Raw genomic sequence first — 23,979 nt, forward strand, 5'->3', positions numbered from 1 at the left:
AACCCCTTGTATCCATGAGTGCTAACATTACAAGCTATAACGTAACTTTAATTCTTGAGGATGAGGAGTCAGAAATTTTTGGCTTTGCAAATAACCATCAGGGTATAGCGACAGATAATGTTTAATTAAGATTAGCGGGCCCAACAAAGGCAGAAAGCCTTGTCGATACTGGTCAATGACATCTCTAAATTCTTGTCTTTGTTGAGATGAGAGGCATTTTTTAAAATACCCTTGAATGTGCATAAGCACATTACTGTTATTTTTGCGACTGGCGCGTTGGGTTAACGCTTGCATAAACTTCAATCGATACAGGTCGTAAAATTCATCCTCGGCAAAGTCAGCCACATTGGCCACCAGTTTTCCCAACGCTTTATACGCGCGCGGATCATGGGCCATTAAGGTCAACTTATAACGAGAATGAAAAGCCACTATCTTGCCTCGACTCGGTTTCCCCCCCATACAGTCGTAAAAGTCCTTTAAGCCAAACACCCTAGAGATAAAGTTCTCTTTTAATACCGGATCGTTTAAGCGCCCGTCTTCCTCAACAGGCAACCATGGCATTTGTTTCATTAAGGTGTGCGTGTACAAACCTACTCCGTTTTTTGTGGCGCTGCCTTTGGAGTACAATTTCACTCTTTCCATGCCACAGGTAGGAGAGTTGGCACACACAATATATCCGCAAAGATCCTGCTGTTTAAGCTGTTGCACTTTTTGCTGGGAATACGCCATCATTTCATCGGTATACTCTTTGCTACTGTCCTTAGTTTCCACTAACGCTAAGCGCTCTTCATTAGACACCAAACGAATCGCTGGGCGTGGCACACTCATACCGATTCCCACCTCAGGACACACAGCAATAAACTCAAACAGAGGTGTTAAAGATTCAGTCACAAACTTATTGGATTTATGACCACTATCAAAGCGTACTTTTTGCCCTAATACACAGGCGCTTATTCCAACTTTAATAGAGGTTCTCTCGGTCGGTTCACAGCTTGTATTGCTCATCATTCAATCCCTGTTATTAATTACAATAAAGAGTTGTACGCAGTAACGCGCGCAATGGAGCATTTCTAGATTAAATAAATAGTACTTACTTAAAAATTAGGTAATATCAGAGCATCATTCATCATAAACCGACGCCGTGTCTGAAAGCATCTCCGCCCCCTTATTGGCATTAAATTTTTGTACCAACCCGGCCTGCTCAGCGTTTGGTTCGGTCAATGCCACTGATTACTCCATGGCTAAAGATCGCCGTAATCCTCAAATTGCCTGTATTCGTTGCCATCGCATCTCCCCCATTATGTGGCCCGATGAACTCAGTGACGAAATCCGCTCCCAAGATGAATACATCCAACATAACCTGTCCTCTTGTAGCAACAAAAAATGCCCGAATCTTGGACACAATATTCAGCTCTATCCCGAGCAGTATTACGCATTCGGTTTTAGTGGCGATAAACGTCGCTATCGCTGCAAAGCGTGCCAAAAAACGTTAGTGGACCGATTTTCAGTCACCAATCCACACCTAAAAGTGCATGTGACCATTTTAGCGTTAATTCTTACGGGGTTTAGTTTAAAAGAGGTGGCCGATAAGCTGACAATACAAGCTAAAACACTCAATGACCATCTCAAATCCATGGCCAATATGTGCCGTCAAAAATCCACCGTCTTTGACCATCATTGGCACAACTCAGCAAAACGCTTGTTGTTGGGTACTGACTATTGTCACCTACAACCTGAAAGTGACAATGGTGTGTTATGGATATGCAGTGCCGATCTCGATTCGCACTATGTGCCGCAGCAAACATTCAATTTAAGTCACAAAAACCGCGCCAATAGCCGTCGATTGATAGCCAAGGACACAGTAACGAGCATCAATACCGCTCCCTCTCATCCGGCGAGCCATGCCTTAATCGATGTGCTTCAGGCATGGCGAGTAAATCACCACAATAGAAGTCATCGTAGTAATCCTTTACACAATAAAACCCAGCTCAATTACCCCGTCACTTCATTGCTGGTGACACCGCTATATAGTGCAACGGCGCATTTTATGCAGTTAGATCAATGGATGGATGATAAAGAGCACGTCGTTTTTAGCATGCCTTTTGAACCTATGCTGGCCAATGGGGCCCTTTACGGCTCCCCACGCTTACGCCACAACAATGCCTTAGATCTTATATATCAAATGGATGATGCCCAGTGGTCCGAACACAAAGCTGGCAGCAAACCGCAGGTTTTATCGATAAATAAGTATGATAAACCTTGGTCGCTATCAGAGCAGTGGCGATTAAGAGGTAAAGCCGAGCAACGAGCCATTTGCCAAGTAGTGGAACAACACCTGAGCCTAAAACAAGCCCATCAACTCCCTAAACTCAGCCCGATCAGCCAATATATGGATCGTTTTCACGCTATGTTTAAAAGCTGTGTCAATGAACCGCGCAGAAAAAGAAGGCCTGAAGGTTTACTACCACTGCTCGACATTTACAGAGCGTGGCACAACCTCTGTCATCAAAATAAGCCGGGGGAAACCCCTGCTGTAAAAGCGGGTATTTCAGAAAAACCCTTATCACTGGAACAACTGCTCCAATAAACCGCTTCAATGAACCATTGCAATAAACAACGGTAATAAACAACGGCACCCTATTGCGAATATTAGCCCAGTAATAACATGGCAACACCAAGAATGGCCACTAGAGTGCCAACGATTGAGCGCCTTGAAATGCGTTGTCCTTTGATTTTATAGATCACCAGCATAAATAAAGGACTGGTGGCAATTAAGGTTTGGGCAATCGCTGGATTGGCATATTTAACCGCAACCTGTTGTAACCATAACGCTAAAAATGTCCCCACGACAATAGCCGCCAGCAGCGTACACTTATCGGAGTTTGACATGGATTTACAAGAAGAAAACAGTGCGCTAAAAGGCTTAGCTTGGGTTAAAGAAACAAAAATAACGACGCACAACACACCAATGGATAAACGAATTAATGCCCCCAGTAATGGGTTTACATCACCTGCCACCAATGCAAAATGAGAAATGACCACACCGCTGGCCTGGCAAACACTGGCCAATAAACCAAAAGCAATCCCAGATTTACAAAGGGTGTTTTGCCTTGATGATGGTTGCAACACGACTGCAGTGACGGCGATGGTGGTCACTAACACCCCCAACCAATTAAACAGGCTTAATCCCAACCCAAGAAAGAGCAAAGCAAGTAAGCCCGACAATGGCGGCGCTAATGACTCTAAAAGCAAGGTGTTGTTTGGCCCTATACGCTTAAGCGCCGCAAAATAGGCGCTATCACCAACAGCGATACCAATCACCCCTGACACCCCCAAAATAAGCGCATGTTGTTGCGAAATATGCAGACTCGGTGCAGGTAAAATAGATAACACCGTTGTCATCATGACAGAGGCAACCACCCCTTTAATCATATTCAGCTGTAACGCACTAAAACGATGACTGCACTGACCGTACATCCAAGTCGCAATGGCCCAAACTAACGCGGCACCCAATGCCGCCCCTTCACCTAAAAACGTCAAACTTGCCCCTTCAAAGTTTTACAAAACAAGCACATAAATCACCTCTACACACCATAAAACAGTTGTATTCGTTAACAAAAAGCAGGAAGATAAAGCAACAATATTCGAACAAACATTACAAGGATGAAACATGTTTCTCGATTACGTTGCTTTAGGGTTGCTCATATTTGTTGCTCTTGTTCTTTTTTACGGAATCATTGTCATTCATGATATTCCGTATGAAATAGCAAAAAAGCGCAACCACCCTCATCAAGATGCCATTCATGTCACAGGATGGATCAGTCTCTTTACCCTGCACACTCTGTGGCCTTTTTTATGGATATGGGCCACATTGTGGCGTGACGACCGTGGTTGGGGTATGAATCAAATTAAGCAAGAGCAATCCGATCTTCATCATGATTTGACGCAACTTAGCCAACAAGTACAAGATTTAACAAAACAAGTGGCTGATCTCGAACAAACACGCCATCAAGCATCAACAGCGCCTGCTCAAAAAACCAGTGAGGGAGATGCGTAATGGACTTACTACTCATACTGACCTACACCGCCTTCTGCGTTGCCATCTTTAAAATATTTAAAATCCCACTAAATAAGTGGTCGGTTCCCACCGCAGTATTAGGTGGTGTGGTACTCATAGGTACACTGATCCTGTTAATGAATTACAACCATCCATTTACTCAAGTAGGCCGCCAAGTTTATAACACGACCCCCGTCGTTCCGACAGTGCGAGGCCGTGTAATTGAGGTGAATGTCAAACCAGATACCTTCATCGTCAAAGGTGAACCGCTATTTAGCATAGAATCGGATCCCTATGAAGCGGAGCTACTTAGAAAAAAAGCGGATCTTGAAGCCGCTGTTCAAGCGGTTTATCAACTGGAGTCCACTTACAAAGCCGCGCAATCTGAAGTCATTCGCGCAGAAGCCACACGAGATAGAATCAAAAGAGAGTTTAACCGCTATTATGCGGGATATAAGAAAGGCGCTTTTACTGCACAACAAGTAGATACACGTCGTCAAAACCTTCGAGGGGCCCAAGCGGATCTCGAAGCTGAGATTGCAATGGAAAACAGCGCACGTATTGCCTTTGAATCAGAAGTCGATGGCGAAAACACCACCGTTGCCAGGTTAATGGCGGAGGTCAGAAAAGCGCAGTTTAACTTAGACCAAACCGTAGTCAGAGCCCCCACCAATGGCTATGTGACCCAATTAATTTTGCGTCCCGGTCAAATGGCTGTCCCCTTACCATTAGCGCCCTCTATGGTGTTCATCCATGCCGAGGAGCATTACTATGTGGCCGCATTTAGGCAAAACTCATTACAACGTCTCGCTCCAGGTTTTGCAGCAGAATTTATGTTTCCAAGCCTACCCGGAAAAGTCTTTAGCGGTGAAGTGGTCAATGTGATTCCCGCCATGGCAGAAGGTGAAATACAAGCATCGGGGCGCTTACTTGGCACGCAAGCACTCAATGCTCAAGGACGTGCTCTGGTGAAGTTACGCATAAACGACGATCTCTCTGAGTACCATTTGCCATTAGGTACCTCTGTTGAAGTCGCCGTCTATTCTGATAGCTTCCATCACGTATCCATCATGCGTAAAATTCTAATTCGAATGAAAAGTTGGCAAAATTACTTGTACTTAGATCATTAACTCGTCAGTTAGGCTCTAAAGGACTGGTGAGCTCTATAATATCAATCACCGTCAGTAAATGGTCAAAATAGCGCAGCAAAACACGTTTAACCGGCTAAGTCGATCAGTTACTGACAGTGATAAATCAAAATTCAGCTCCCCCTAGAGCCATAGGTCAACCTAGGTCCTAAACTCTAGGCCCCTAACCCCAACTCAGCACCCTAACTTCATTACCTTCGCTGGGTTTAGAAGGGATATTTAATGACAATAGCAGCGATACACCGGCCATTGCAGCGCCGATAACAAAAACTAACGAAGGTGAGGTTAGCCATATCATGCCAAAGGTAACGGGGATCACTACGGCGGCAATGTGATTGATGGTGAAACTGACGCCAGCGGTTGAAGCCATATCCGCAGGATCGGCAATTTTTTGAAAGTAGGTTTTAATGGCTAAAGCTAAAGCAAAAAACAGGTGGTCAATCACATATAAAGCGGCAGCCCAATGGGCAGATTTCACCACCGCATAACCCACAAACACACACACTAATCCTATGTATTCAAACATCATCGATTTTCGTTCACCGATTTTACCGATAAAACGGCCAATTTTTTTTGCAAATAGGAAGTTGAACGTATAGTTAATTAAAAACAACAACGCAATATCCGCTGCGGAATAACCAAACTTTTCGACCATCAAAAATCCAGCAAAGACGGTAAATATCTGCCGACGCGCACCACTCATAAAGGTCAAGGCATAGTAGAGCCAATAACGTTTTCTAAGTACTAGCTTTTTGGTTTGCACAGTATCGCTTTTAAACTGAGGAAAACACAGCGCCATCACGGCCACCAGCACTATGGCAGTGCCGCCCGTTATGGCATACACCAACGAATAGTCCAATTTCAGCACTTGTAGCATGATCCACAAAGCGCCATAGGTGATCAAAGACGCCAATGCGCCCACCGCAATTAACTTGCCAAGCATTTCTGGGGCTTCTTCTTTCGTTAACCACTGTAACGACAAAGATTGCTTGAGGGTTTCAAAATAGTGAAATCCGCTGGACATCAATAAGGTGGTCAATAATAAGCCCGTTAGACTCGGGAAAAATCCGGTCAATAACGTGCCTAAGCCCAGCATCACTAAAGAGATCAGCATAAATTTTTGCTCTTTAATGAACAAAAGCACAAACACCACGCTAAATGCTAAAAAACCCGGAATTTCGCGAACACTCTGCAACAAGCCTATATCAGCGCCATCAAAATGGGCTTTCTCAATCACAAAATTATTTAATAGTGCCATCCAACTGGCAAACGCAACGGGCACAACAATCGAGATCAGAATTAAAAAATTCTGCGGGGTTTGCCATGATTTACCTTGTGTCACTGCTCATTATCCTCAAATTGGTCTGCGTATCCCTTAGGCGGAGGTGTCCAGCCGCGCTCGGATCGCGAATTACTGTCATGGCGTTCGGAGCTCATGGCATCTCGAATTTTATCTTCTAACTCGATAAACAATTTAATAAAGTTATTATCAAATCGCTCACTTTCAGAATCGTCCAACCAAGCATTATACAAACTATCTGAACTCTGTTTCTCTACGTAAATATAAGAATGACGTTGTTGTTCAATTTGAAAGGGATGAAAACCCATACAATGCAAAGCCACCGTTCCAACCTCAAGGGCAGAATGGAATGTCTCACTTTCTATATGATGTGCTCCCGCTTGACGCAATTGATAGATGTGGCCACGATCAAAGGCACGAGCAATCACTTTTACTTGTGGGTAGGTATGCCTGACGTATTTAACCATCTCCAATGAGGCTTCTTGGTTATCGATGGCGACAATGAGCGCTTTTGCTTTGTCTATGCCTGCCGTATGCAGTAAATCTGGCTTGGTGGCATCCCCAAAAAAGGTTTTTGTGCCTATTTTGCGTAAATTTTCCACTTGCGTAGCTTGGTGATCCAGTACTACGGTTTTCACGCCATTATTCACCAATAATCGGTTAACGATTTGTCCAAACCGGCCCACCCCTGCGATGATAACGGTCCCTTGTTCATCAATGACATCCGCTTCTGTGGTGGCATTATTTTGCTTTTCATAGTGAGGCACAATGACCTTATCGAATAAGATAAACAGCCCCGGAGTTAAAAACATAGACAAGGCAACCACTAGGGATAAGATTGTGGCAATGTCACTGGGTAGCACATTGTTTTGCACCGTAAAACTTAGCAACACAAAGCCAAACTCCCCGGCTTGAGCCAAACTGAGAGCAAACAACCAACGATTGGTGCCTTTTATTTTAAAACAGATGGCCAGACACCACAGCACTACGCCTTTAAGCAACATTAAACCCAGTGTCAGCCCAATAATCAGTAGCAGTTGATGAGACAAAATACTGAAATCGATTCCCGCGCCAACCGTAATAAAAAACAATCCTAATAATAAGCCTTTAAACGGCTCAATATTGGATTCAAGCTCATGTCGAAACTCGCTGTTTGCAAGCACCACGCCCGCTAAAAAGGTGCCTAATGCAGGAGATAACCCTACCAACCCCATCAACGCGGCAATACCAATAACCAACATCAATGCCGTTGCAGTAAAGATCTCACGTAAGCCTGAAGCGGCCACAAAGCGAAATAGAGGACGACTGGCATAATGCCCACCTACGACCACCACAGCAATGGAAGCGGTAATTACTAAACCATATGCCCAACCGGGTAAGCCTGCCACTAAACTCAATGGTGGATGGTGTTCACTGTGCTCGGTCACCGCCCATTGCGCTTGCTCAATTAATTCTGGTAGGGCCAATAACGGTATAAAGGCCAACATCGGAATAACGGCAATGTCTTGAAACAGCAATACAGAAAAAGCGTTTTGCCCTCCTTGAGTTTTACTCAATCCTTTTTCATTGAAAGTTTGTAGCACAATGGCCGTGGAGGAGAGAGAAAATATCAAGCCTATCGCCAAGGCCACCTGCCATTGCACCGCGCAAGCGTAGGCTATGCCCATCACTATGCTGGCCGTACCCAGCACCTGAAATCCCCCGAGCCCCAACAAACGGTTGCGCATCCCCCATAACATCTTAGGTTCCAGTTCAAGGCCCACTAAAAACAGCATCATCACCACACCAAACTCAGCAAAGTGTTGTATGGTGGTGGTTTCCTCCCCAACCAAGCCCGTCACCGGTCCAATGATCACTCCGGCAATCAAATACCCCAGTACCGACCCTAAGCCAAGACGCTTGGCAATGGGCACGGCAATCACCGCCGCCACTAAATAGATGAAGGCTTGTAAAAAGTAGTCGGTCATTGCAATGCTCCGTAGTTAAGACTGTTCATGCTCTGCTATTGAGGCAATATTGCGGATAAATTACCGCTTAATTGTGGTAACGATTGCGCCAATTGAGTATCGACCTTATCCGCGACGATGCCGTGCAACAGAGCCTCCCAATGTTGTAAATGCACCGTAAGGCGTCCTTGCTCTATGGCGGTACGTGAATTAAACAGCACAAAAGGGGCCCAAAACTGCAAGCCCGTTAAGGCCGCGGTTTGTTCAATTGGATGCAAAAGCTCTCGAATGGTGAAGTGGTTATAACCCTGACTTTGATACGCCTCTTCTCGCCCTCCGGCGGTAATGGCGCATAAAAAAGATTTACCGTGTAAAGCGCACCCTTCATGCCCATAAGCAAATCCATATTCCAGTACTAAATCTTGCCACTCTTTTAAAATTGCCGGGGTGGAATACCAATACAGAGGAAACTGAAAAATAATGACGTCATGGTCCATCAGTCTTTGTTGCTCTCTATCAATATCGATGTTGAATTTAGGGTAATCATGGTAGAGATCCACACAGGTAACCCCTGCGATGCTCTTTGCCACATCAAACAACTGACCGTTCACCTCTGAGCGAGATTGAGAAGGATGGGCAAATAACAGCAATACCCGTTTAGCAACACCCTTCATTACTGGGTAGTCGGTTTCGTCACTCATAATACGCCTCACTGCATCACGGTTAATTTGTTAAAATTAATAGTAAAATCAGGAATAAACAAGCTTGGTCGAAAAAGATAAAACCGCATAAACAGTGACTCAGTTCAAGCATTCGACTCAATATGGGTTAGTTACGCCATAGAATTGTTATATTTGTTGAATATTTGTATGCAAAAGTTCGCTATTTCTCGTGCGCACATTGAAAATAGCGTCCCTGCTCTTAATTTGATTTATTGTCTACAAGGAGTCGCAGTGAAATCTTTCTCGTCTATGGTTGGCTTGATGCTAATCACCTTATTGCTATCCCCTGTGGCACTGGCGTCTTCCTCACATTCCAATGTAAGCATGCCCGATTTTACCCAATCTGGCGTGGGCTATGCCGCTGTGATTATTTTTGTATTGGCCTACTGCTTGGTCATGGGAGAAGAGGTGCTAAAACTTCGAAAATCCAAACCGGTGCTGTTAGCCGCCGGACTTATCTGGATCTTGATTGGCTTTAGTTTTCAGCGCCTCGGACACATAGATCTTGCTAAGTCAGCCTTAGATCATAACCTGTTAGAATATTCAGAGTTATTGCTGTTTTTGCTGGTCGCCATGACCTATATCAACGCCATGGAAGAGCGACGTCTATTTGATGCACTGCAAGCATGGATGGTAGGTAAAGGCTTTAATCTGCGTTCACTGTTTTGGATTACCGGTATTTTATCGTTCTTTATTTCTCCCATTGCCGACAACCTGACAACGGCGCTACTCATGTGTGCTGTGGTAATGAAAGTGGGTGGCTCAAACATAAAGTTTATTAACTTAGCCTGTGTCAATATCGTCATCGCCGCCAACGCCGGCGGAGCATTCAGCCCGTTTGGTGACATTACGACACTGATGGTATGGCAGGCAGGGCATGTCCAATTTATGGAATTCTTGACGCTCTTTACCCCATCGGTGGTGAACTATATTGTACCGGCAATGATCATGGCGCTATTTGTGCCGAAAACCAACCCAGACGCGGTACATGAACACGTTGAGCTCAAACGCGGCGCGCGTAGAATTGTTTGCTTGTTCATTCTTACCATCGCCACCGCCGTGGGCTTCCATGGATTACTGCACTTCCCGCCAGTTATCGGCATGATGATGGGTCTTGCATACCTGCAATTTTTTGGATTTTATCTGCGCAAAACCCTGCCGACCTCTTTGGCGAAGAAAAGAGCTCGAGCAGAAGCAGAGGACGATAAAAAAGCCCTTAAACGTTTAGGCTCTGTGGTGCCTTTTGATGTATTTAGACGTGTCTCCCATGCCGAGTGGGATACGCTGTTGTTCTTCTACGGCGTTGTTATGTGCGTTGGGGGGTTAAGTTTATTAGGCTACCTGGGGCTCGTATCTGAAATTATGTACACCCAGTGGGATCCTATTTGGGCCAACGTTATGGTGGGCGTACTCTCCGCACTAGTAGACAACATCCCGGTGATGTTCGCCATTTTGACCATGCAGCCGGAACTCTCTATGGGGAACTGGTTATTAGTCACTTTAACCGCCGGTGTTGGGGGCAGTTTATTGTCTATTGGCTCTGCGGCAGGTGTGGCGTTAATGGGCGCCGCCCATGGTAAATACACCTTCTTTGGTCATCTAAAATGGATGCCGGTGATTGCACTCGGCTACGCAGCCAGTATCGTCACGCACCTTTGGATTAACGGACACCTATTCTAAAATCGTCGTGAAAATTGATTTAAATCAACAAAATGTGGCACGCGATATGTGTAACTAGCTGCATTATAAATCAATATGAAGTAGACACATGACACAGATAGATCAACATCGTTTAGTCGATAACTTTATACACTTAGTAAAAATTGATAGCGAATCGGGTAACGAGAGAAACGTCGCCATCGACATTGAATCCCAACTGCAGCAGTTGGGGTTTGATGTGGAGCGCTTAGCGGTTCCTGACTCTTTATCTAATGGCTTTAATATTTACGCCAAGTTACCCGGCACTTTAGACGGTAGTGTTGTACTGAGTTGTCATATGGACACCGTCACCCCGGGCAATGGTATTACACCGGTGATCCATGATGGCATTATCACTTCCCAAGGAGAGACGATTCTCGGTGGCGATGATAAATCCGGTATTGCGGCCATTATTGAAGCGGTGCACACCCTTAAAAACAATGCCCTCCCTCACAAAACCATTGAAATTGCCTTCACTGTCTTTGAAGAAGGAGGCTTAAAGGGCTCAAAACTGTTTGATTGCACTAAAATCGAATCTAAAACAGGTATCGTACTCGACTCTGGTGGCCCCATCGGCACTATCATTGCAGTCGCGCCCGGACAACAAAACCTAAAAGTCACCATTACCGGCAAACCTGCGCACGCAGGCTTGGCCCCAGAGCAAGGCATTAACGCCCTAACGGTGGCCGCAGACGCTATCTCCAATATGAAACTATCGCGCATCGACGCTGAAACCACAGCCAATATTGGTGTGGTCAAAGGTGGCCAAGCCACCAATATTGTCATGCCAAGTCTTTATCTTGAAGCAGAAGCCCGCTCTTTAGACGAAACAAAATTGGCCGAGCAAGCCGCTCACATGGTGGCCACTTTTGAAGCGGCCGCAGAAAAACATGGTGCGCAGATTCATATCGAATCCTCTCGCGCCTATAACCCGTTTCAAATCGACGAATCTCATCCGCATATTCAATCCGTGAAGAACGTCTTTACTGAATTAGATATCCAACCCATCGTCACCTCAACCGGAGGCGGCAGTGATGCAAATGTCTTTGCCGAAAAAGGGCTGACTATCGTCAACCTATCCACTGGCATGGCTAAGGTACACACCACAGAAGAGTACATTGCCATTGACGACATGCGTAAAATCAGTCAAGTGTTGGTGGGGTATTTAGGGGCGTAAATAACCGAGGGGCCCTCGCCCCTCTCTTCTCACTTCCCCCCATCTGGCATTTCCCTTACAATAGCCTACACATACATTAAGCATTAAATCTAACTCTATGAATTACTTCATTAATTTCCTTAAGGGAATGGCTATGGGGGCCGCTGACGTCGTGCCTGGCGTTTCTGGTGGTACCATTGCCTTTATTACTGGTATTTACGACACCTTGCTAGAAAGCATTCGACGGGTTAATCCTTCTCTTATACAAGTGATTCGTGAACGAGGTCTTAAAGGGGCTTTTGAGCATATTAATGGGCTGTTTTTGCTCTCCTTATTTGCGGGGATCTTTACCAGTTTGTTGACCTTAGCAAAGCTACTTTCTTGGTTGTTAGTCACCCACCCTGTGCCATTGTGGTCTTTTTTCTTTGGCTTAATATTGGTCTCTGTTTGGCACATAATGCGACAAGTCCACTCCTTCTCATTGAGCCGCTGGTTAAGTCTTGCTCTGGGCGTCGCCTTGGCTTATGCCATTACGGTGCTAAACCCGCTGCATTTAGAGCCCACTGCCATCAATATCATGTTGTCCGGCGCTATCGCCATTTGTGCGATGATATTACCCGGTATTTCAGGAAGCTTTATTTTATTATTGATTGGCATGTACAGCCCTGTATTAGGCGCCTTAAAAGGACTTGATATTGGTTTTCTGATCTTATTCATGGGCGGGTGCCTGTGCGGTTTGCTCAGTTTTTCGCACCTACTTTCTTGGTTGCTTAAGCGGTTTAGAGATGTCACCTTTATGTTTTTGGTGGGATTAATGGTTGGCACATTGCCAAAAATTTGGCCTTGGAAACAAACGCTTACTTGGCGTGTCAACTCCAGTGGCGAACAAGTTCCACTCCTTCAGCACAACCTTCTACCTCACAATTTTGAATTGATAACAGGGGCATCATCACAACTTGTGGTTGCTATTGTCATGATGTTACTTGCAATTGGTTTAGTATTAGCTTTGGAAAAATTCGCCGAAGATAAATAATGACCAAAATGATTAAAAGCCTAACCGTGCTCCTCGCTCTGGGTTTAGGCTTTTTTGCCAACGACATCTACCACGCTCTGCAAACACCTACCGACCTTGACGCTACTCACTACTGTCAATTGTCAACGCAACCCTGCAACATCAACAATGCCACCATCACCATAGCTGAAGATGTCGTTTCTCCCATGCAGCCCGTGGACATCCACGTTCAATGGCCTTCTCACCCGCAAGCACAAATCTGGGTCGAATTGGAAGGCAAAGAAATGTCTATGGGTACCGCCAAATTTGTACTGGCCAAGCAAGACGACGGATCATTTGCCGGTCAGTTACTGTTGCCCGTTTGCCATAGTAACGCCATGACGTGGATTGGTTCTATCCGATCACAAAACGACGCGCTACCTATTTCAGTAAGGATGCAAAAATGAGTAGAAGCTGGATGCTTTCCCTAATCATTGCCGCAGGGTTAGGTTTTGGGGTCAAAGCCTTTATTGACAATCACAAGCAAAAACAAACCGCCCAACAAAACCACTATGCTAACCAGCCTATGGTCAGCGGAGTGAATGGACACACAGTGCCTTTGTTTAATGCCGATGATCCGCGCATCAACGTGGTTTATTTTGGTTTCACCCGTTGTCCCGATGTCTGCCCCACCTCTTTAGCGATGCTTGGGGCGGCGCTCAACCAGTTACCTGAGGACACTTTACGCCAAATTCGTCCTATATTAGTGACCTTAGATCCACAAAGAGACTCAGGTGACGACGTTCATCAATACGCTCAATACTTCCACGATAATTTTGAAGGCTACCGAGCCGATCCCGCTACCCTAGAAGCGCTGGCGAATAAATATGGGGTCATTTATATCAAGACTGAATTGGAAGATTCTGCGCTGAAATACACCCTTGACCATAATTCTTATTTCTACTTTCTATCACCCAATGGAAGCGAGCTCGCTAAAGTCCCCCATACTCTGACTCCGGCTCCTCTCATCCAAACTATAAACACCATAACTAAAGAGACCCGACTATGATCACCCGTTTTACTGCCTTAATCCTTGTTCTGCTGTCACCGTTTGTCTACGCGCATAATTTGATTGAAGTGTCCGATGCCTTTGCTAAGGAGACGCCACCCACCTCAACCACCAGCGCGATATTCCTCACCATTGACAACCCAACGACACATGATCGTGCGCTTATTTCAGCCGTCACGCCTATGGCGCAAGTCACGGAATTACATACCCACGCCATGCAAGATGGCATCATGAAAATGCGTAAGCTACAACGTATTAACGTGCCAGCCAAAAGCAAAACGGTCCTGAAACCCCATGGATTGCACGTCATGTTGTTTGGTCTCAAAGAACCTCTTAAAGAAGGGATGATTGTGCCACTGACCCTCACTTTTGATAGTGGCCGAGTGTTAAACCTCTCTGTACCGGTAAAAAAAATGAAGATGATGAAGCATTAATCTGGCGATGGTCTCTCCCTGTTATCTTTTTGTCCGTAAACGCTGCCAATACTCAGCGTCTACGGGCACAAGTAGCACTTGCACTTAGCTAGGGCTAATCAAGCAAGTGTAACTCTTGGCGGCAACTTCCCACTCTAGGTACCCTTCAGTGGATAAATGGCGCTGTTGCTGGACCAAATCAAACATATCCTTATTCCAGCGCAAACGAATCACCTTGGCGGTAGAGCCTTTATTGATCGCCACTAAGCCACGGTCTCCGCGACTAAACAGTAAATGATCATCACTCACTTCCAACACCTGCATCAGTAAGCCGTGAACAAAGTTATGAAAATCAATCAATACTTTCATTCGAGGATCGCTCCAAGCGTTCATCCAGCGAGGCTGACCTTGATCATCGGTAATAGCACTCGGATTTAAGTCGGTATACACCAAAGGTACGCCACCATCTCGGCACAAAATATAGCAATAACCTAACCACTCTGACGCTTGCGCCATAATAAGCCCATGAAAGACATCATTATTAGGAATATCATGAGTCACAACGAAGGTAATGGCTCTTTGTCGTTTCAACGCCTCACCCACATTGTATGGATCAATCAGAGCCGACATGCGCCCTTCAGGTTTTAACGCATGCAATACGGTGTTAAAGAGCGGGAAGTCGTAGGCCCCTAATTTGGTTTTTCTTAGATAGGGCTTTAGAAAGAGTTCATACTCTTGTTTGGTTGCACCACCGTCGGTAATAATTTCACCAAAAATGTGCACCCCTTCGGTGATGTCTCGTGTCCAAACTTTACGTAACTGCTCGATAGAAATATGCTTTGCTGCATCAATGCGAAAGCCTTTCACTCCCAGCGCTTTCATCGCTAACAGATAGGACTGCTGCTGCTGCACTACATGTTCACAATCTCGTAATGTGGGCAATCCGGGATCATGGGCGCCGTCGCTGATCCTGCCGTTTTGCACTTGCCATTTGTCTCGCCAATCTTTGATATCAAAGGCTTCAACAAAATCGTTTTCGGTAAATAAGGGCTGGCTCAAATCCCCAAACAAGGCTAATGATTGATAGTATTCCATATGCTTGGCGTACTTTTCCAACTCACATTGACTGGGGTATTGCAGATCCCTACGACGGTCCGACTCATTCGCCATATGGTTAAAGACCACATCGATATATAGCCGAATGCCCACGGCCTGCAAACATTCAATCATGGCTTTAAAATCATGAGTATTACCTAGCTGATTATCAATAATTCGATAATCTTGCGGTTGATATCGTTGCCACCACGCCGTGCCTTTTTCATGCTGTAACGACTTCATTGGCGGTGAGACTAACACCGCTTTGTAGCCTAACTGGCTCATTTGCAGAGCTTTCTCTGCTACCTCTTTATAGGGCCAATCAAACGCATGTAGAATCACATCCGTCGCCCTTACACTATCCATAGTTAAAGTCATGAGATCTCGCATACAACACCTTTACCACTTGGGCGGCTTTTTTAGCCAGTAGGGATACCCTACAAGATATATGCCAATAGCAAAATCCTCCCTAGCATAAAATTAAAGGGTGAGATGACCATGGCTAGGGCGCAGAGATTCAACCGTTTCATTGCGTCGAGGCTTTACCTTAGGGCTGAGATAGCCAATTTTACTCACCCGTTACCCTCTTTCATTTAACGCCACGGCGCCTGCAACGTCGGCTTTTTATTGAGCGGACTTGCGGCCGGTTTGCCAGCAAGTTTCAGGCCGAGGTAATACACATGAGCGGTAATCTCATCAATGCCGTCCTCGATGCATAAGCGTTTGAATAAACGGTCGGCATGGTCTTTATCGTCCATAGGCAGCTTCTCACAGCGAAGTAACTGATACAGGGCATCATGAACCAATGAGGCCCGCATATTATCGGAACGATCCACCACAGGGCCCGAAGGACCATCCCACGCATAACCTGCCCGTACTGTCAGCCGCCCTTGCTCGGTTAGTTGAATAAATTTCAGTTGCACGCTTTGCTTGGGAAACATTTCCACATGAAGTACAAAATCCTCTGCTAGCTGGTATTTATACCCAGCGCGATAACAAATACATTGAGACATTAACGGCTCCAATTAACGGGTGTGATTATAACGTTAGTGGATTTCTGCGCGTTTTGGAGGCCAAAATAGGTAACGTCACAGCTGAACTGACAAATCGTGATTATGATCATATAAGAAAGGTAACAAGCTCATAAGTCATTAATGTGCCTCTTTCTAGATTCATTTATCTGTAACCTTTAGTTTTTAAAACAATTACTTACAAAGGACACAGCTAAATTAAACTGAGTTTGCCTGCGCAAATTAGGCGCGGTTTACTGCTGTCATAGCCACAGCGACTATACTGGGATCATAAAATGCAAGGGAGAGCCATAATGATTCGTTTTATCTACTTACTTATTTTCAGTATCAGTTTTGCTGCCTATTCCAATGATTACTTAAAGCTGTATCAATCAGAAAATGAATTGGAATACAGTGATTTAGTCATTGATGTTAAAGGGTATAAGGTGCCCACCCGCGCAGCATTTCGCGGTTGGATGCTGATGAACGGCGCTCAAGATCGAGTAAATGAAATTGCCCAGCAGTTAAAGGATGCAGGTGTAACAGAAGTGCCTTTAAAAACCATGCCCTTACACCTTATTTTGTTACAAGGAACTAACTGGGCCATGAATGGCACCTCAGTCTTTACTGTTCCCGAACGAAAACTGGTGCCCAATATGGTGCGCACAGTAAAGTTTATTCAACAGCATGTAGAGCCCGTATTAGGGCCGCTAGTGCCCGTTTCTGGTGATAGGACTCAATATTATAATCAGACCTCAGGAGGGGCCACTAAGAGTAAACACTTGAGCTTTTGTGCATTAGATTTAGTCCCCATCAATCCCCTCACTCGAGAGGAGCTGCATAAAAAGCTATGGAGTATTTATAAAAGTGTTGGCAAAGAACACAATATGGGAATGGGGCTTTATTCTGGGGTACGTTTCCACATAGATACCTGCGGATATCGGCATTGGTAGCGCAGAGCCCCCTAACTGCAGAGGTATAGCAGTTAGGGGCGATAGGGATTACCTTTAAAGCTCTAGGCGATATCTAAATATTTATGTGTTTGCACCGATAATCGCCAATTATTGGCAATGCAGGTATCAATGCATAACTGGGTTGCTCTTGGCTTTTGACTGATAGGTTGCAACAAGATCTCCGTTTGCGGTTGCAATGTGCTGCTACTCAATAAAGCCTGGAGAGCATCAATATCTGACTGCTTAGCAACAGGGTGCTTAATCTCATTCGCCCGAGACATAGCACTTGGCTCTATGGGCAGTTTGCCTTTCATGGCAATTTTTGGCGATACCGTCACCCACGTCCCTTGACTGGCCTGAACAGCAAAGGTGCCACTGGTTTCTATTTGACAGCGATAACCATTGTCTTCTAGCAGCGATGTTAACGGGCGCAAATCATACTGGCATGGCTCCCCACCGGTAATCACAACATGCTTAGCACGGTAATGCTCTACACAATAACGCACCAAGTCTTGTTCACTTCGCTGACACCAATCATCATTATCGCTTTGTTTCACCATGATTTGTGCAAAATCGGTTTCACGCTCAGGGTCAATATCCCATGTTTGCTTAGTGTCACACCAAGCACAACCTACCGGGCAACCTTGCAAACGAATAAAGATCGCAGGCACACCAGTAAAAAAGCCTTCACCTTGAATGGTTTCAAACATCTCGTTTATTTTAAGCACATTACTCACCCGTATAAATACAACCAGCAGTACAGGTTTCTTTAATTTCAACCTTACTTAGCAGTGGCAACAGTGGTTTCGTTTGCTGATAAATCCACTTGGCCAATACCTCACTGGTTGGGTTTTCTAAGCCATCAATGTCATTTAAATAATGATGGTCAAGACGCTCATAAATAGGCTTAAATTGTGCTTTAACATCACCAAAATCAATAATCCAGCCTGTGTGCGCATCCACTTCCCCTTTTAAATAAAGACGAACTAGAAATGAGTGGCCATGCAAACGACCGCATTTATGCCCTTCTGGTACATGAGGCAGTTTGTGAGCGGCTTCAAACATAAATTCTTTGTAGATTTCAGTAGTCATAACGTTCTTCTGTGCGTGGGTCATAGGACCTAAATAGAGAAAGGCACGGATTGTAGCAAGTTTATATGAAAGCCCCAATAAAAACCGAAATAAGCTAATAAAAGAAAAAGGCAGAGCCAATGCTCTGCCTTATATTATAGTGTTCTAAAAAAGAATTATAGGAGGTATCGAACACCTAGTGCGTATAGATTATCATCACTTGAAACATCATCACCTAAGTCAATTTCATAACCTGCATAACCAATAAATTTCGGCGTAAAGTTATATTCAACCTGTAGGGCCATTTGACTCAATAACGTTTCATTGCTGTCGTCATCTTCTACTGATTCATAGTTCAATGAAAAATTCAGGCTGTTGGCCAGCGCAAAGGCGGCAATGGCTTCAATAGCGGTGGAATCAAAATTACCTTGGAATTGCTGTCCCATTTCATACACAGCGGCTAAATAGAGACCGTCTCCGTATGAGCCGAATTTAGCCGACAGTACGTTGGCCATGGCATCATCATTGTCATAGGACACCGCACCGGTATTAAATGCATAACCCACGCTAACACCTGCAAAATCTGCAGACAGTGCTATCTGACCACGATTGCCATAATCCAGGCCACCATCACTGTTTTTACCCTGCCAACCCGCACCTAAATTTAGACCAAAGTTATCCCCCATCATGAAGGTTTTACGATAGGAGAGCATTCGTTCAGCACGAGCAGAACCTAAGTTATAGTGATTGGTGTACAAAAAGTCATTGGCAAAGGCGATAGGCATATCGGCAACACCTGCCACATCATAATAAGGGGACCATTGTGTACCAGCCACCGCTCGGCCCCACATATCATGGGTTATACCAATGTAACCAAGACGGGTTGAGAAGGAGTTATCTCCACCTTCTAACGTATTAAGCCCCCACTCGGCTTTAGCATCCACGGTAAAACCGCTACCTATATCTTGCGTGGCGTTAATATTAATACGGGGGGATACAGACTGAACTTTAACATCATCGTCCGCATCATTGCCCACCCCCATAGAGATATGACCGCCCACAGAGAACGTAGAGCCATCATTGTTATATAACTCTACCGCAAAACTTTGACCGGCAAAGGTCACACCTGCAATTACACTTGCTAATAACGTCTTTTTCATAATGTCTTTCCATTTACCTATGTGTATAAAAAGTTGTGTTAAAAACACTGTAAATATCGTACAACTCAATCGACTTATTTTTTATTATGATGCAAATCGCTCAAGGCTTTTTGCTATAAAGCAACCTGTGGAAGATAGATAGTGTATGCCCCCCATATTTGGTTTTAGTGATCATTTTTCACTCAAAACAAAGATTGCCTTTTATAAAAAGCGTAGTAATGATTTTTTAATAAACCAATCAAAAAGCGTGCATAGATCACAAAAAATGCATATTACTGCCTATTTAAGTCCATTTGTGAACTGTATATGCGTTCTTTAGTCGTGGTAGTGGGTGATTGAAAATAGTAACAAGAAGAGTAAAGGTACAGGATGCTCAGGCATGGGCATCAACATTAAGGTAGAAATGCAACAGAAAACATCAACTTTCGAATTTGTATTTTCGAATTATACCAATCACAGTAATTAAGTGTTTCAACAAGCTCGAATGCTCCATTAATTACTACGATTAGTATTAACAATAGTTAGAAAATAAATATAATAATAACGAGTAGAGAATTAAATAATCCAGCAGAGAGTCATGATTTTATAGAATAAAGCAATATGCGTATACTGCGCTAAAATCTCTGCTGAATAATCATGTTATTTGTAAGCCACGCCCATTAATACCGGTTTTGATGAGCCATCTTTCATTTTAATATCAAACGGAATTGAAATTTCTATATCAGTAAAGCCGGCACCATGCAAAATAGAGTGGGCAGATTGCTGCGTTAAACCTTGGTCGCTATCGTCACTTAGCCAATCCCAATGCACAAAGACACCCAATTCATCTAGCAAAGAGTGAATGATGACCGCCGTTTCTTTAAAATCCGCAACAAAACCACACACCGAAGAGGCAACCACTATATCAAATTGCTTTCTAAATGCGGGGTGTTGGGCAACTAAACCACGGGTGAGTTCATCCACAACTGGCTCTACATTATGTAGCGCTTTTTTATCCAACTCTTCAATCATGGCTTCTGAGGCATCCAGTGCCACAATGCTTTTCGCTAAAGGCGCCATTCGTTGACTCAATAAACCGGTGCCACAACCAAAATCCAATATATTGGCTCCCGTCACTGACTGTAACGCTTGCAGTTCGGCAAAGGCCTGATCTGAAAATTGAGCGGTGGCAGGATCGCTCTCCCACTGAGCAGCATAATCATCCCAGTTGTGCTTCATATGACTATCCATCCTAAAATTTGTTGCGTACGCTGAGTAAAGCAAATCTTGCTAAAAAAAGATACCAAATTACATGTAATACAAAGAGATATTGGGCGTCGATCATGTGACGCTTGATTTTTCATCACTCCTTCCCCATAACTTGCTCAAAACAGAGTTTACACGCACCGTTGAGGTCAAGGCTATACTTGCATTATGTTGCACTCTAATTTAAAGTTGCATCTCATTTGCAACTTTAAGGTTTTGACCATGTTAAATATTACGGATAAAGCACAAGAGGAAGCCATCACTCCCTTGCTAAGACTTGGCTTTCGTCCCTTTTTTTTGCTTGGCGCGTTATACGCATTTATAGCCATCCCTGTATGGATTTATGCTTTTCAGCATGGTCAACCTACAGCTCTAGGAGCACCGGCGCTATGGTGGCACGCCCATGAAATGTTGTTCGGTTTTGCCATGGCCATTGTGGCAGGCTTTGTTTTAACTGCTGTACAAAACTGGACCGGTATTAACGGCACGAAAAGTACTCGTTTAGGTGTGATTGTCGGCCTATGGCTCGCGCCACGAATTTTATTTTGGACTCCTGCCCCATTATGGCTCATTGCCATTGTAGAAAGCTTATTTCTACTTGCTGTGGCTTATGAAATTGCCATTCGAGTCTTTAAGTCCAAAGGCTGGCGAAATCTATTCTTTGTGCCCTTATTTGCGTTAGCCATTGTGGCTAATTTTGCAAGTTATGCGACCATTAATGGGCTGGCCCCTTTTACCTCAAGCGCGGTATGGCAGGCTATGTTGTGGTGGTTCATGTTGCTGCTATCGGTGATGGGTGGACGTGTTATCCCCTTCTTTACTTCCCGTCGCTTCCAGTTTGATAAGCCTCAACCTATATTATGGATTGAAGTGGCGGGTAATTTACCCTTAATGCTGCTGTTCGTTTTAAGCTTTTTCCCTATTACTTTGCAAACGCTACAAACACCATTGTTTATTTTGGCAGGGGTGTTTCAGTTAATTAAAGTGTTGCGGTGGAAACCCTGGACCACACTGACTGAGCCTTTAGTATGGTCATTACATGCCGCTTATGCCTGTATTCCAGGTTACCTGTTGCTCAAAGGACTCACCACCAATCAGTGGCTGGCACACACGTCTTTGCATCTGTTTGCAATAGGAGCATTAGCTGGGTTGATTTTAGCAATGATTGCGCGGGTGACGATGGGACACACTGGCAGAAATATTTATCAAGGCCCCTCCATGCACATCGCTTTTGCCGCCTTGATGTTATCGGCCCTTGTAAGAAGTATTGGGGTTGGCATCTGGCCACAATTTACTCTACAGCTGTTGGATGTGGCAACCGTGCTTTGGATGCTGAGCTTTGGCCTATATCTATTAAAATTTGGCAAAATGCTCATGACAGCCAGAGCCGATGGACACCCAGGCTAATCCTTCTCTAAGGACAAAATACACAACGCCCAGTAATGCCAAACACATTACTGGGCGTTGTGGTATCTAAGCGACAGGAAAAAAGTGAAAACGCCACAAAGGTGAAGAGCCAATAACATCGCTGTGTCAATGAGTCATGCCAATCACACAGCCCAGCCTTTTACTTCCTATTGGCCAATTGTATAAATGTCTGCTTCACAGGATCGCTGTTCATAATTCGACCATGGCCCAAGGCTTGAGTGGCGACGAGTGTCACCTTGTCCATTTCATTAGCGGCCTGTTGGGATACAGCAAAACTGGTGAATTTATCCGCTTTATCATGCACAATAATGGTCGGTTGAGTACGCATTTTTAATTTCCCGTAAGGGTCAATGCTATGAATTGGGTAGTGATACTCCACACTCACCTCTTTCACCACTTCTTCAAACAACTTCATTGAATAACCCGACCGTTGCACACTACCAAATAAATTATCTAAATATTCTAAAACGGGGGCAATGAGCAATAGAGGGCTGTTTATGGCTTTATGATGCTTACACTCTATTGTAGAGGCCGTCCCCATACTATGGGCAATAATGCCTGCCACCTCTTCCACACTATCTAAAACCGCCTCTAACCCTTGAACAAACGCTGGGATGTGACCATATGCACCGCCACTGCTTCCATGAGCGGGCTGATCATAGGCCAAAGCCGTAAAGCCTGCTTGGGCAATGTATTCCATTAACGGGAAAAACTGATTGGCTGTGCCTGACCAACCGTGATTTAACACCCATACAGGACCAGTGCCTAAAGTATAAGTGGTCAGTTCCCCATGCATTGACGCCACCGTACCTTTCATCAAGCCTTCTGGCTCTGCATTTTTTGGCTGACTGCGCACAGGGGTTAATAGCAGTTGTCTTGCCACTTTGCGTGCATGTTTTGGCGCCACTTTATGGTGAACTCGCGTTCCCATGTTGATCAAAGAACGGCGCAAATTAAATTTTTCAGAAGTATTAAAGTAGATCTTGTCGCTCATGGTGGTCCATATGTCACGTAATAGAATGCTTACTCTAACATATTTGATCTCATTATAAGATGTTGTAATAAAATGCTTTTAATCGCGGCAAGCGCATTTACATCCATACTTGCCAAATATTGATCACCATAAGCACGCCTATCACACCAAACGTGGTCAACATGCTAAAGATCCGCGCTTTCATATTCTTATTAAGCACAGCGTAACCATGGGCAAAGCGCCCCACTACAAACACTGCGCCTAATAGATGCAAGGCCCATAATGGCAAACCATTCAGCTCGGCTAAGAGCAATAGGATCAGACCAATAGGAATGTATTCCGTCGCGTTGCTATGTGCGCCACGGGCAACGGCAAGATCGTCCACTTGCCCATCAGAGTGAGACACTTGATGCTTTCTTCTTTGCTTAATGACTTGCACCGATAAGTAACAAATCCAACCGGCCAAAATCGCCGCATATAATGACGTAATCATAATTCTCCCTATGCAATCCCCACCATCATCATAGTCAGTGATAAAAGAAAG

Annotated in this window: 24 protein-coding genes; 11 read left to right on the forward strand and 13 right to left on the reverse strand. The window is 44.6% G+C overall.

Going from position 1 to position 23,979, the window contains the following annotated elements; all coding sequences use genetic code 11:
- Positions 1-27: 27 nt before the first annotated feature.
- Positions 28-1,005: a YbgA family protein gene (locus OCU56_RS15220; RefSeq protein WP_261875580.1), complete on the reverse strand. Its 978-nt coding sequence runs from the start codon at positions 1,003-1,005 to the stop codon at positions 28-30.
- 136 nt (positions 1,006-1,141) lie between these two features.
- Here OCU56_RS15220 and OCU56_RS15225 point away from each other — a divergent pair, with 136 nt between their 5' ends.
- A complete protein-coding gene (locus tag OCU56_RS15225) occupies positions 1,142-2,587 on the forward strand; it encodes a hypothetical protein (RefSeq protein ID WP_261875568.1) in 1,446 nt (481 codons plus the stop codon).
- Between the two features lie 62 nt (positions 2,588-2,649).
- Here the strand turns inward: OCU56_RS15225 and OCU56_RS15230 are convergent, their stop codons facing one another.
- Positions 2,650-3,540, reverse strand: a complete 891-nt coding sequence (locus OCU56_RS15230) for a DMT family transporter (RefSeq protein ID WP_261875569.1) — start codon at positions 3,538-3,540, stop codon at positions 2,650-2,652.
- Between the two features lie 130 nt (positions 3,541-3,670).
- Between OCU56_RS15230 and OCU56_RS15235 the strand changes: the two genes are divergently transcribed.
- Positions 3,671-4,057 carry a DUF3302 domain-containing protein gene (locus OCU56_RS15235; RefSeq protein ID WP_261875570.1) on the forward strand — a complete coding sequence of 129 codons (387 nt, stop codon included), beginning with the start codon at positions 3,671-3,673 and terminating at the stop codon, positions 4,055-4,057.
- Positions 4,057-5,187 (forward strand): HlyD family secretion protein, encoded by a 1,131-nt coding sequence (locus OCU56_RS15240; RefSeq protein ID WP_261875571.1) that lies wholly within the window; start codon positions 4,057-4,059, stop codon positions 5,185-5,187. Before OCU56_RS15235 ends, OCU56_RS15240 begins: the two co-directional genes overlap by 1 nt.
- Before the next feature lie 181 nt (positions 5,188-5,368).
- Here the strand turns inward: OCU56_RS15240 and OCU56_RS15245 are convergent, their stop codons facing one another.
- The 3 genes from OCU56_RS15245 to OCU56_RS15255 are packed head-to-tail and all read right to left on the reverse strand — an operon-like array spanning position 5,369 to position 9,152.
- Complete coding sequence (locus tag OCU56_RS15245) at positions 5,369-6,547, reverse strand: MFS transporter (RefSeq protein ID WP_261875572.1); 1,179 nt, start codon at positions 6,545-6,547, stop codon at positions 5,369-5,371.
- Positions 6,544-8,472, reverse strand: a complete 1,929-nt coding sequence (locus tag OCU56_RS15250; RefSeq protein WP_261875573.1) for a monovalent cation:proton antiporter-2 (CPA2) family protein — start codon at positions 8,470-8,472, stop codon at positions 6,544-6,546. The genes OCU56_RS15245 and OCU56_RS15250 overlap by 4 nt, the downstream gene beginning before the upstream one ends.
- A 35-nt stretch (positions 8,473-8,507) precedes the next feature.
- Entirely contained in the window at positions 8,508-9,152 is a 645-nt protein-coding gene (locus OCU56_RS15255; protein ID WP_390904882.1) for an NAD(P)H-dependent oxidoreductase, read from the reverse strand.
- A gap of 270 nt (positions 9,153-9,422) precedes the next feature.
- Here OCU56_RS15255 and nhaD point away from each other — a divergent pair, with 270 nt between their 5' ends.
- The 6 genes from nhaD (at position 9,423) to OCU56_RS15285 (ending at position 14,521) form a co-directional block, all read left to right on the forward strand.
- Positions 9,423-10,853: a sodium:proton antiporter NhaD gene (gene nhaD, locus OCU56_RS15260; protein ID WP_261875582.1), complete on the forward strand. Its 1,431-nt coding sequence runs from the start codon at positions 9,423-9,425 to the stop codon at positions 10,851-10,853.
- Between the two features lie 88 nt (positions 10,854-10,941).
- Complete coding sequence (locus tag OCU56_RS15265) at positions 10,942-12,048, forward strand: M20/M25/M40 family metallo-hydrolase (protein WP_261875574.1); 1,107 nt, start codon at positions 10,942-10,944, stop codon at positions 12,046-12,048.
- A 97-nt stretch (positions 12,049-12,145) separates the two neighbouring features.
- Positions 12,146-13,060 carry a DUF368 domain-containing protein gene (locus tag OCU56_RS15270; RefSeq protein WP_261875575.1) on the forward strand — a complete coding sequence of 305 codons (915 nt, stop codon included), beginning with the start codon at positions 12,146-12,148 and terminating at the stop codon, positions 13,058-13,060.
- Complete coding sequence (locus OCU56_RS15275; protein ID WP_261875576.1) at positions 13,060-13,485, forward strand: hypothetical protein; 426 nt, start codon at positions 13,060-13,062, stop codon at positions 13,483-13,485. The genes OCU56_RS15270 and OCU56_RS15275 overlap by 1 nt, the downstream gene beginning before the upstream one ends.
- Complete coding sequence (locus OCU56_RS15280) at positions 13,482-14,087, forward strand: SCO family protein (RefSeq protein WP_261874827.1); 606 nt, start codon at positions 13,482-13,484, stop codon at positions 14,085-14,087. The genes OCU56_RS15275 and OCU56_RS15280 overlap by 4 nt, the downstream gene beginning before the upstream one ends.
- Positions 14,084-14,521, forward strand: coding sequence for a copper chaperone PCu(A)C (locus OCU56_RS15285; protein ID WP_261874828.1), 438 nt, complete (start codon positions 14,084-14,086; stop codon positions 14,519-14,521). Before OCU56_RS15280 ends, OCU56_RS15285 begins: the two co-directional genes overlap by 4 nt.
- Positions 14,522-14,605: 84 nt before the next feature.
- Here OCU56_RS15285 and OCU56_RS15290 read toward each other — a convergent pair whose 3' ends face one another.
- On the reverse strand, positions 14,606-15,961 hold the full coding sequence (locus OCU56_RS15290) for an alpha-amylase family protein (protein WP_261875583.1): 1,356 nt from the start codon (positions 15,959-15,961) through the stop codon (positions 14,606-14,608).
- Positions 15,962-16,188: 227 nt separating this feature from the next.
- Entirely contained in the window at positions 16,189-16,608 is a 420-nt protein-coding gene (locus OCU56_RS15295) for a DUF1353 domain-containing protein (RefSeq protein ID WP_261874829.1), read from the reverse strand.
- A gap of 311 nt (positions 16,609-16,919) precedes the next feature.
- Here OCU56_RS15295 and OCU56_RS15300 point away from each other — a divergent pair, with 311 nt between their 5' ends.
- Positions 16,920-17,558 carry a D-Ala-D-Ala carboxypeptidase family metallohydrolase gene (locus tag OCU56_RS15300; protein WP_261874830.1) on the forward strand — a complete coding sequence of 213 codons (639 nt, stop codon included), beginning with the start codon at positions 16,920-16,922 and terminating at the stop codon, positions 17,556-17,558.
- Between the two features lie 62 nt (positions 17,559-17,620).
- On the opposite strand, the gene queE is transcribed toward OCU56_RS15300, so the two are convergent.
- From queE to OCU56_RS15320, 4 genes are all read right to left on the reverse strand, one after another.
- Entirely contained in the window at positions 17,621-18,268 is a 648-nt protein-coding gene (queE, locus tag OCU56_RS15305; protein WP_390904883.1) for a 7-carboxy-7-deazaguanine synthase QueE, read from the reverse strand.
- A 19-nt stretch (positions 18,269-18,287) separates the two neighbouring features.
- Positions 18,288-18,650, reverse strand: coding sequence for a 6-carboxytetrahydropterin synthase QueD (queD, locus tag OCU56_RS15310; RefSeq protein WP_261874832.1), 363 nt, complete (start codon positions 18,648-18,650; stop codon positions 18,288-18,290).
- 155 nt (positions 18,651-18,805) lie between these two features.
- Positions 18,806-19,789, reverse strand: coding sequence for a porin (locus OCU56_RS15315; protein ID WP_261874833.1), 984 nt, complete (start codon positions 19,787-19,789; stop codon positions 18,806-18,808).
- 639 nt (positions 19,790-20,428) lie between these two features.
- On the reverse strand, positions 20,429-21,007 hold the full coding sequence (locus OCU56_RS15320; protein ID WP_261874834.1) for a class I SAM-dependent DNA methyltransferase: 579 nt from the start codon (positions 21,005-21,007) through the stop codon (positions 20,429-20,431).
- A gap of 249 nt (positions 21,008-21,256) precedes the next feature.
- Between OCU56_RS15320 and OCU56_RS15325 the strand changes: the two genes are divergently transcribed.
- Positions 21,257-22,441 (forward strand): NnrS family protein, encoded by a 1,185-nt coding sequence (locus OCU56_RS15325; protein WP_261874835.1) that lies wholly within the window; start codon positions 21,257-21,259, stop codon positions 22,439-22,441.
- Positions 22,442-22,601: 160 nt separating this feature from the next.
- Here OCU56_RS15325 and OCU56_RS15330 read toward each other — a convergent pair whose 3' ends face one another.
- Both OCU56_RS15330 and OCU56_RS15335 read right to left on the reverse strand, forming a co-directional pair.
- Positions 22,602-23,456, reverse strand: a complete 855-nt coding sequence (locus OCU56_RS15330; RefSeq protein ID WP_261874836.1) for an alpha/beta hydrolase — start codon at positions 23,454-23,456, stop codon at positions 22,602-22,604.
- 97 nt (positions 23,457-23,553) lie between these two features.
- A complete protein-coding gene (locus OCU56_RS15335) occupies positions 23,554-23,928 on the reverse strand; it encodes an MAPEG family protein (RefSeq protein ID WP_261874837.1) in 375 nt (124 codons plus the stop codon).
- Positions 23,929-23,979: the final 51 nt, after the last annotated feature.

It is taken from the genome of Vibrio rarus, from assembly GCF_024347075.1.
GTDB classification, from domain to species: domain Bacteria; phylum Pseudomonadota; class Gammaproteobacteria; order Enterobacterales; family Vibrionaceae; genus Vibrio; species Vibrio rarus.

Bases quoted from the DNA above. Each gene is read 5' to 3' on its own strand.
- OCU56_RS15255 (WP_390904882.1), bottom strand. From the start codon at position 9,152: ATGAGTGACGAAACCGACTACCCAGTAATGAAGGGTGTTGCTAAACGG.
- OCU56_RS15330 (WP_261874836.1), bottom strand. From the start codon at position 23,456: ATGAGCGACAAGATCTACTTTAATACTTCTGAAAAATTTAATTTGCGC.
- OCU56_RS15300 (WP_261874830.1), top strand. From the start codon at position 16,920: ATGATTCGTTTTATCTACTTACTTATTTTCAGTATCAGTTTTGCTGCC.
- OCU56_RS15240 (WP_261875571.1), top strand. From the start codon at position 4,057: ATGGACTTACTACTCATACTGACCTACACCGCCTTCTGCGTTGCCATC.
- OCU56_RS15220 (WP_261875580.1), bottom strand. From the start codon at position 1,005: ATGAGCAATACAAGCTGTGAACCGACCGAGAGAACCTCTATTAAAGTT.
- OCU56_RS15285 (WP_261874828.1), top strand. From the start codon at position 14,084: ATGATCACCCGTTTTACTGCCTTAATCCTTGTTCTGCTGTCACCGTTT.
- OCU56_RS15290 (WP_261875583.1), bottom strand. From the start codon at position 15,961: ATGGATAGTGTAAGGGCGACGGATGTGATTCTACATGCGTTTGATTGG.
- OCU56_RS15265 (WP_261875574.1), top strand. From the start codon at position 10,942: ATGACACAGATAGATCAACATCGTTTAGTCGATAACTTTATACACTTA.
- OCU56_RS15325 (WP_261874835.1), top strand. From the start codon at position 21,257: ATGTTAAATATTACGGATAAAGCACAAGAGGAAGCCATCACTCCCTTG.
- OCU56_RS15270 (WP_261875575.1), top strand. From the start codon at position 12,146: ATGAATTACTTCATTAATTTCCTTAAGGGAATGGCTATGGGGGCCGCT.
- queD (WP_261874832.1), bottom strand. From the start codon at position 18,650: ATGACTACTGAAATCTACAAAGAATTTATGTTTGAAGCCGCTCACAAA.
- OCU56_RS15250 (WP_261875573.1), bottom strand. From the start codon at position 8,472: ATGACCGACTACTTTTTACAAGCCTTCATCTATTTAGTGGCGGCGGTG.
- OCU56_RS15280 (WP_261874827.1), top strand. From the start codon at position 13,482: ATGAGTAGAAGCTGGATGCTTTCCCTAATCATTGCCGCAGGGTTAGGT.
- OCU56_RS15320 (WP_261874834.1), bottom strand. From the start codon at position 21,007: ATGAAGCACAACTGGGATGATTATGCTGCTCAGTGGGAGAGCGATCCT.
- queE (WP_390904883.1), bottom strand. From the start codon at position 18,268: ATGTTTGAAACCATTCAAGGTGAAGGCTTTTTTACTGGTGTGCCTGCG.
- nhaD (WP_261875582.1), top strand. From the start codon at position 9,423: ATGGTTGGCTTGATGCTAATCACCTTATTGCTATCCCCTGTGGCACTG.
- OCU56_RS15335 (WP_261874837.1), bottom strand. From the start codon at position 23,928: ATGATTACGTCATTATATGCGGCGATTTTGGCCGGTTGGATTTGTTAC.
- OCU56_RS15275 (WP_261875576.1), top strand. From the start codon at position 13,060: ATGACCAAAATGATTAAAAGCCTAACCGTGCTCCTCGCTCTGGGTTTA.
- OCU56_RS15315 (WP_261874833.1), bottom strand. From the start codon at position 19,789: ATGAAAAAGACGTTATTAGCAAGTGTAATTGCAGGTGTGACCTTTGCC.
- OCU56_RS15235 (WP_261875570.1), top strand. From the start codon at position 3,671: ATGTTTCTCGATTACGTTGCTTTAGGGTTGCTCATATTTGTTGCTCTT.
- OCU56_RS15295 (WP_261874829.1), bottom strand. From the start codon at position 16,608: ATGTCTCAATGTATTTGTTATCGCGCTGGGTATAAATACCAGCTAGCA.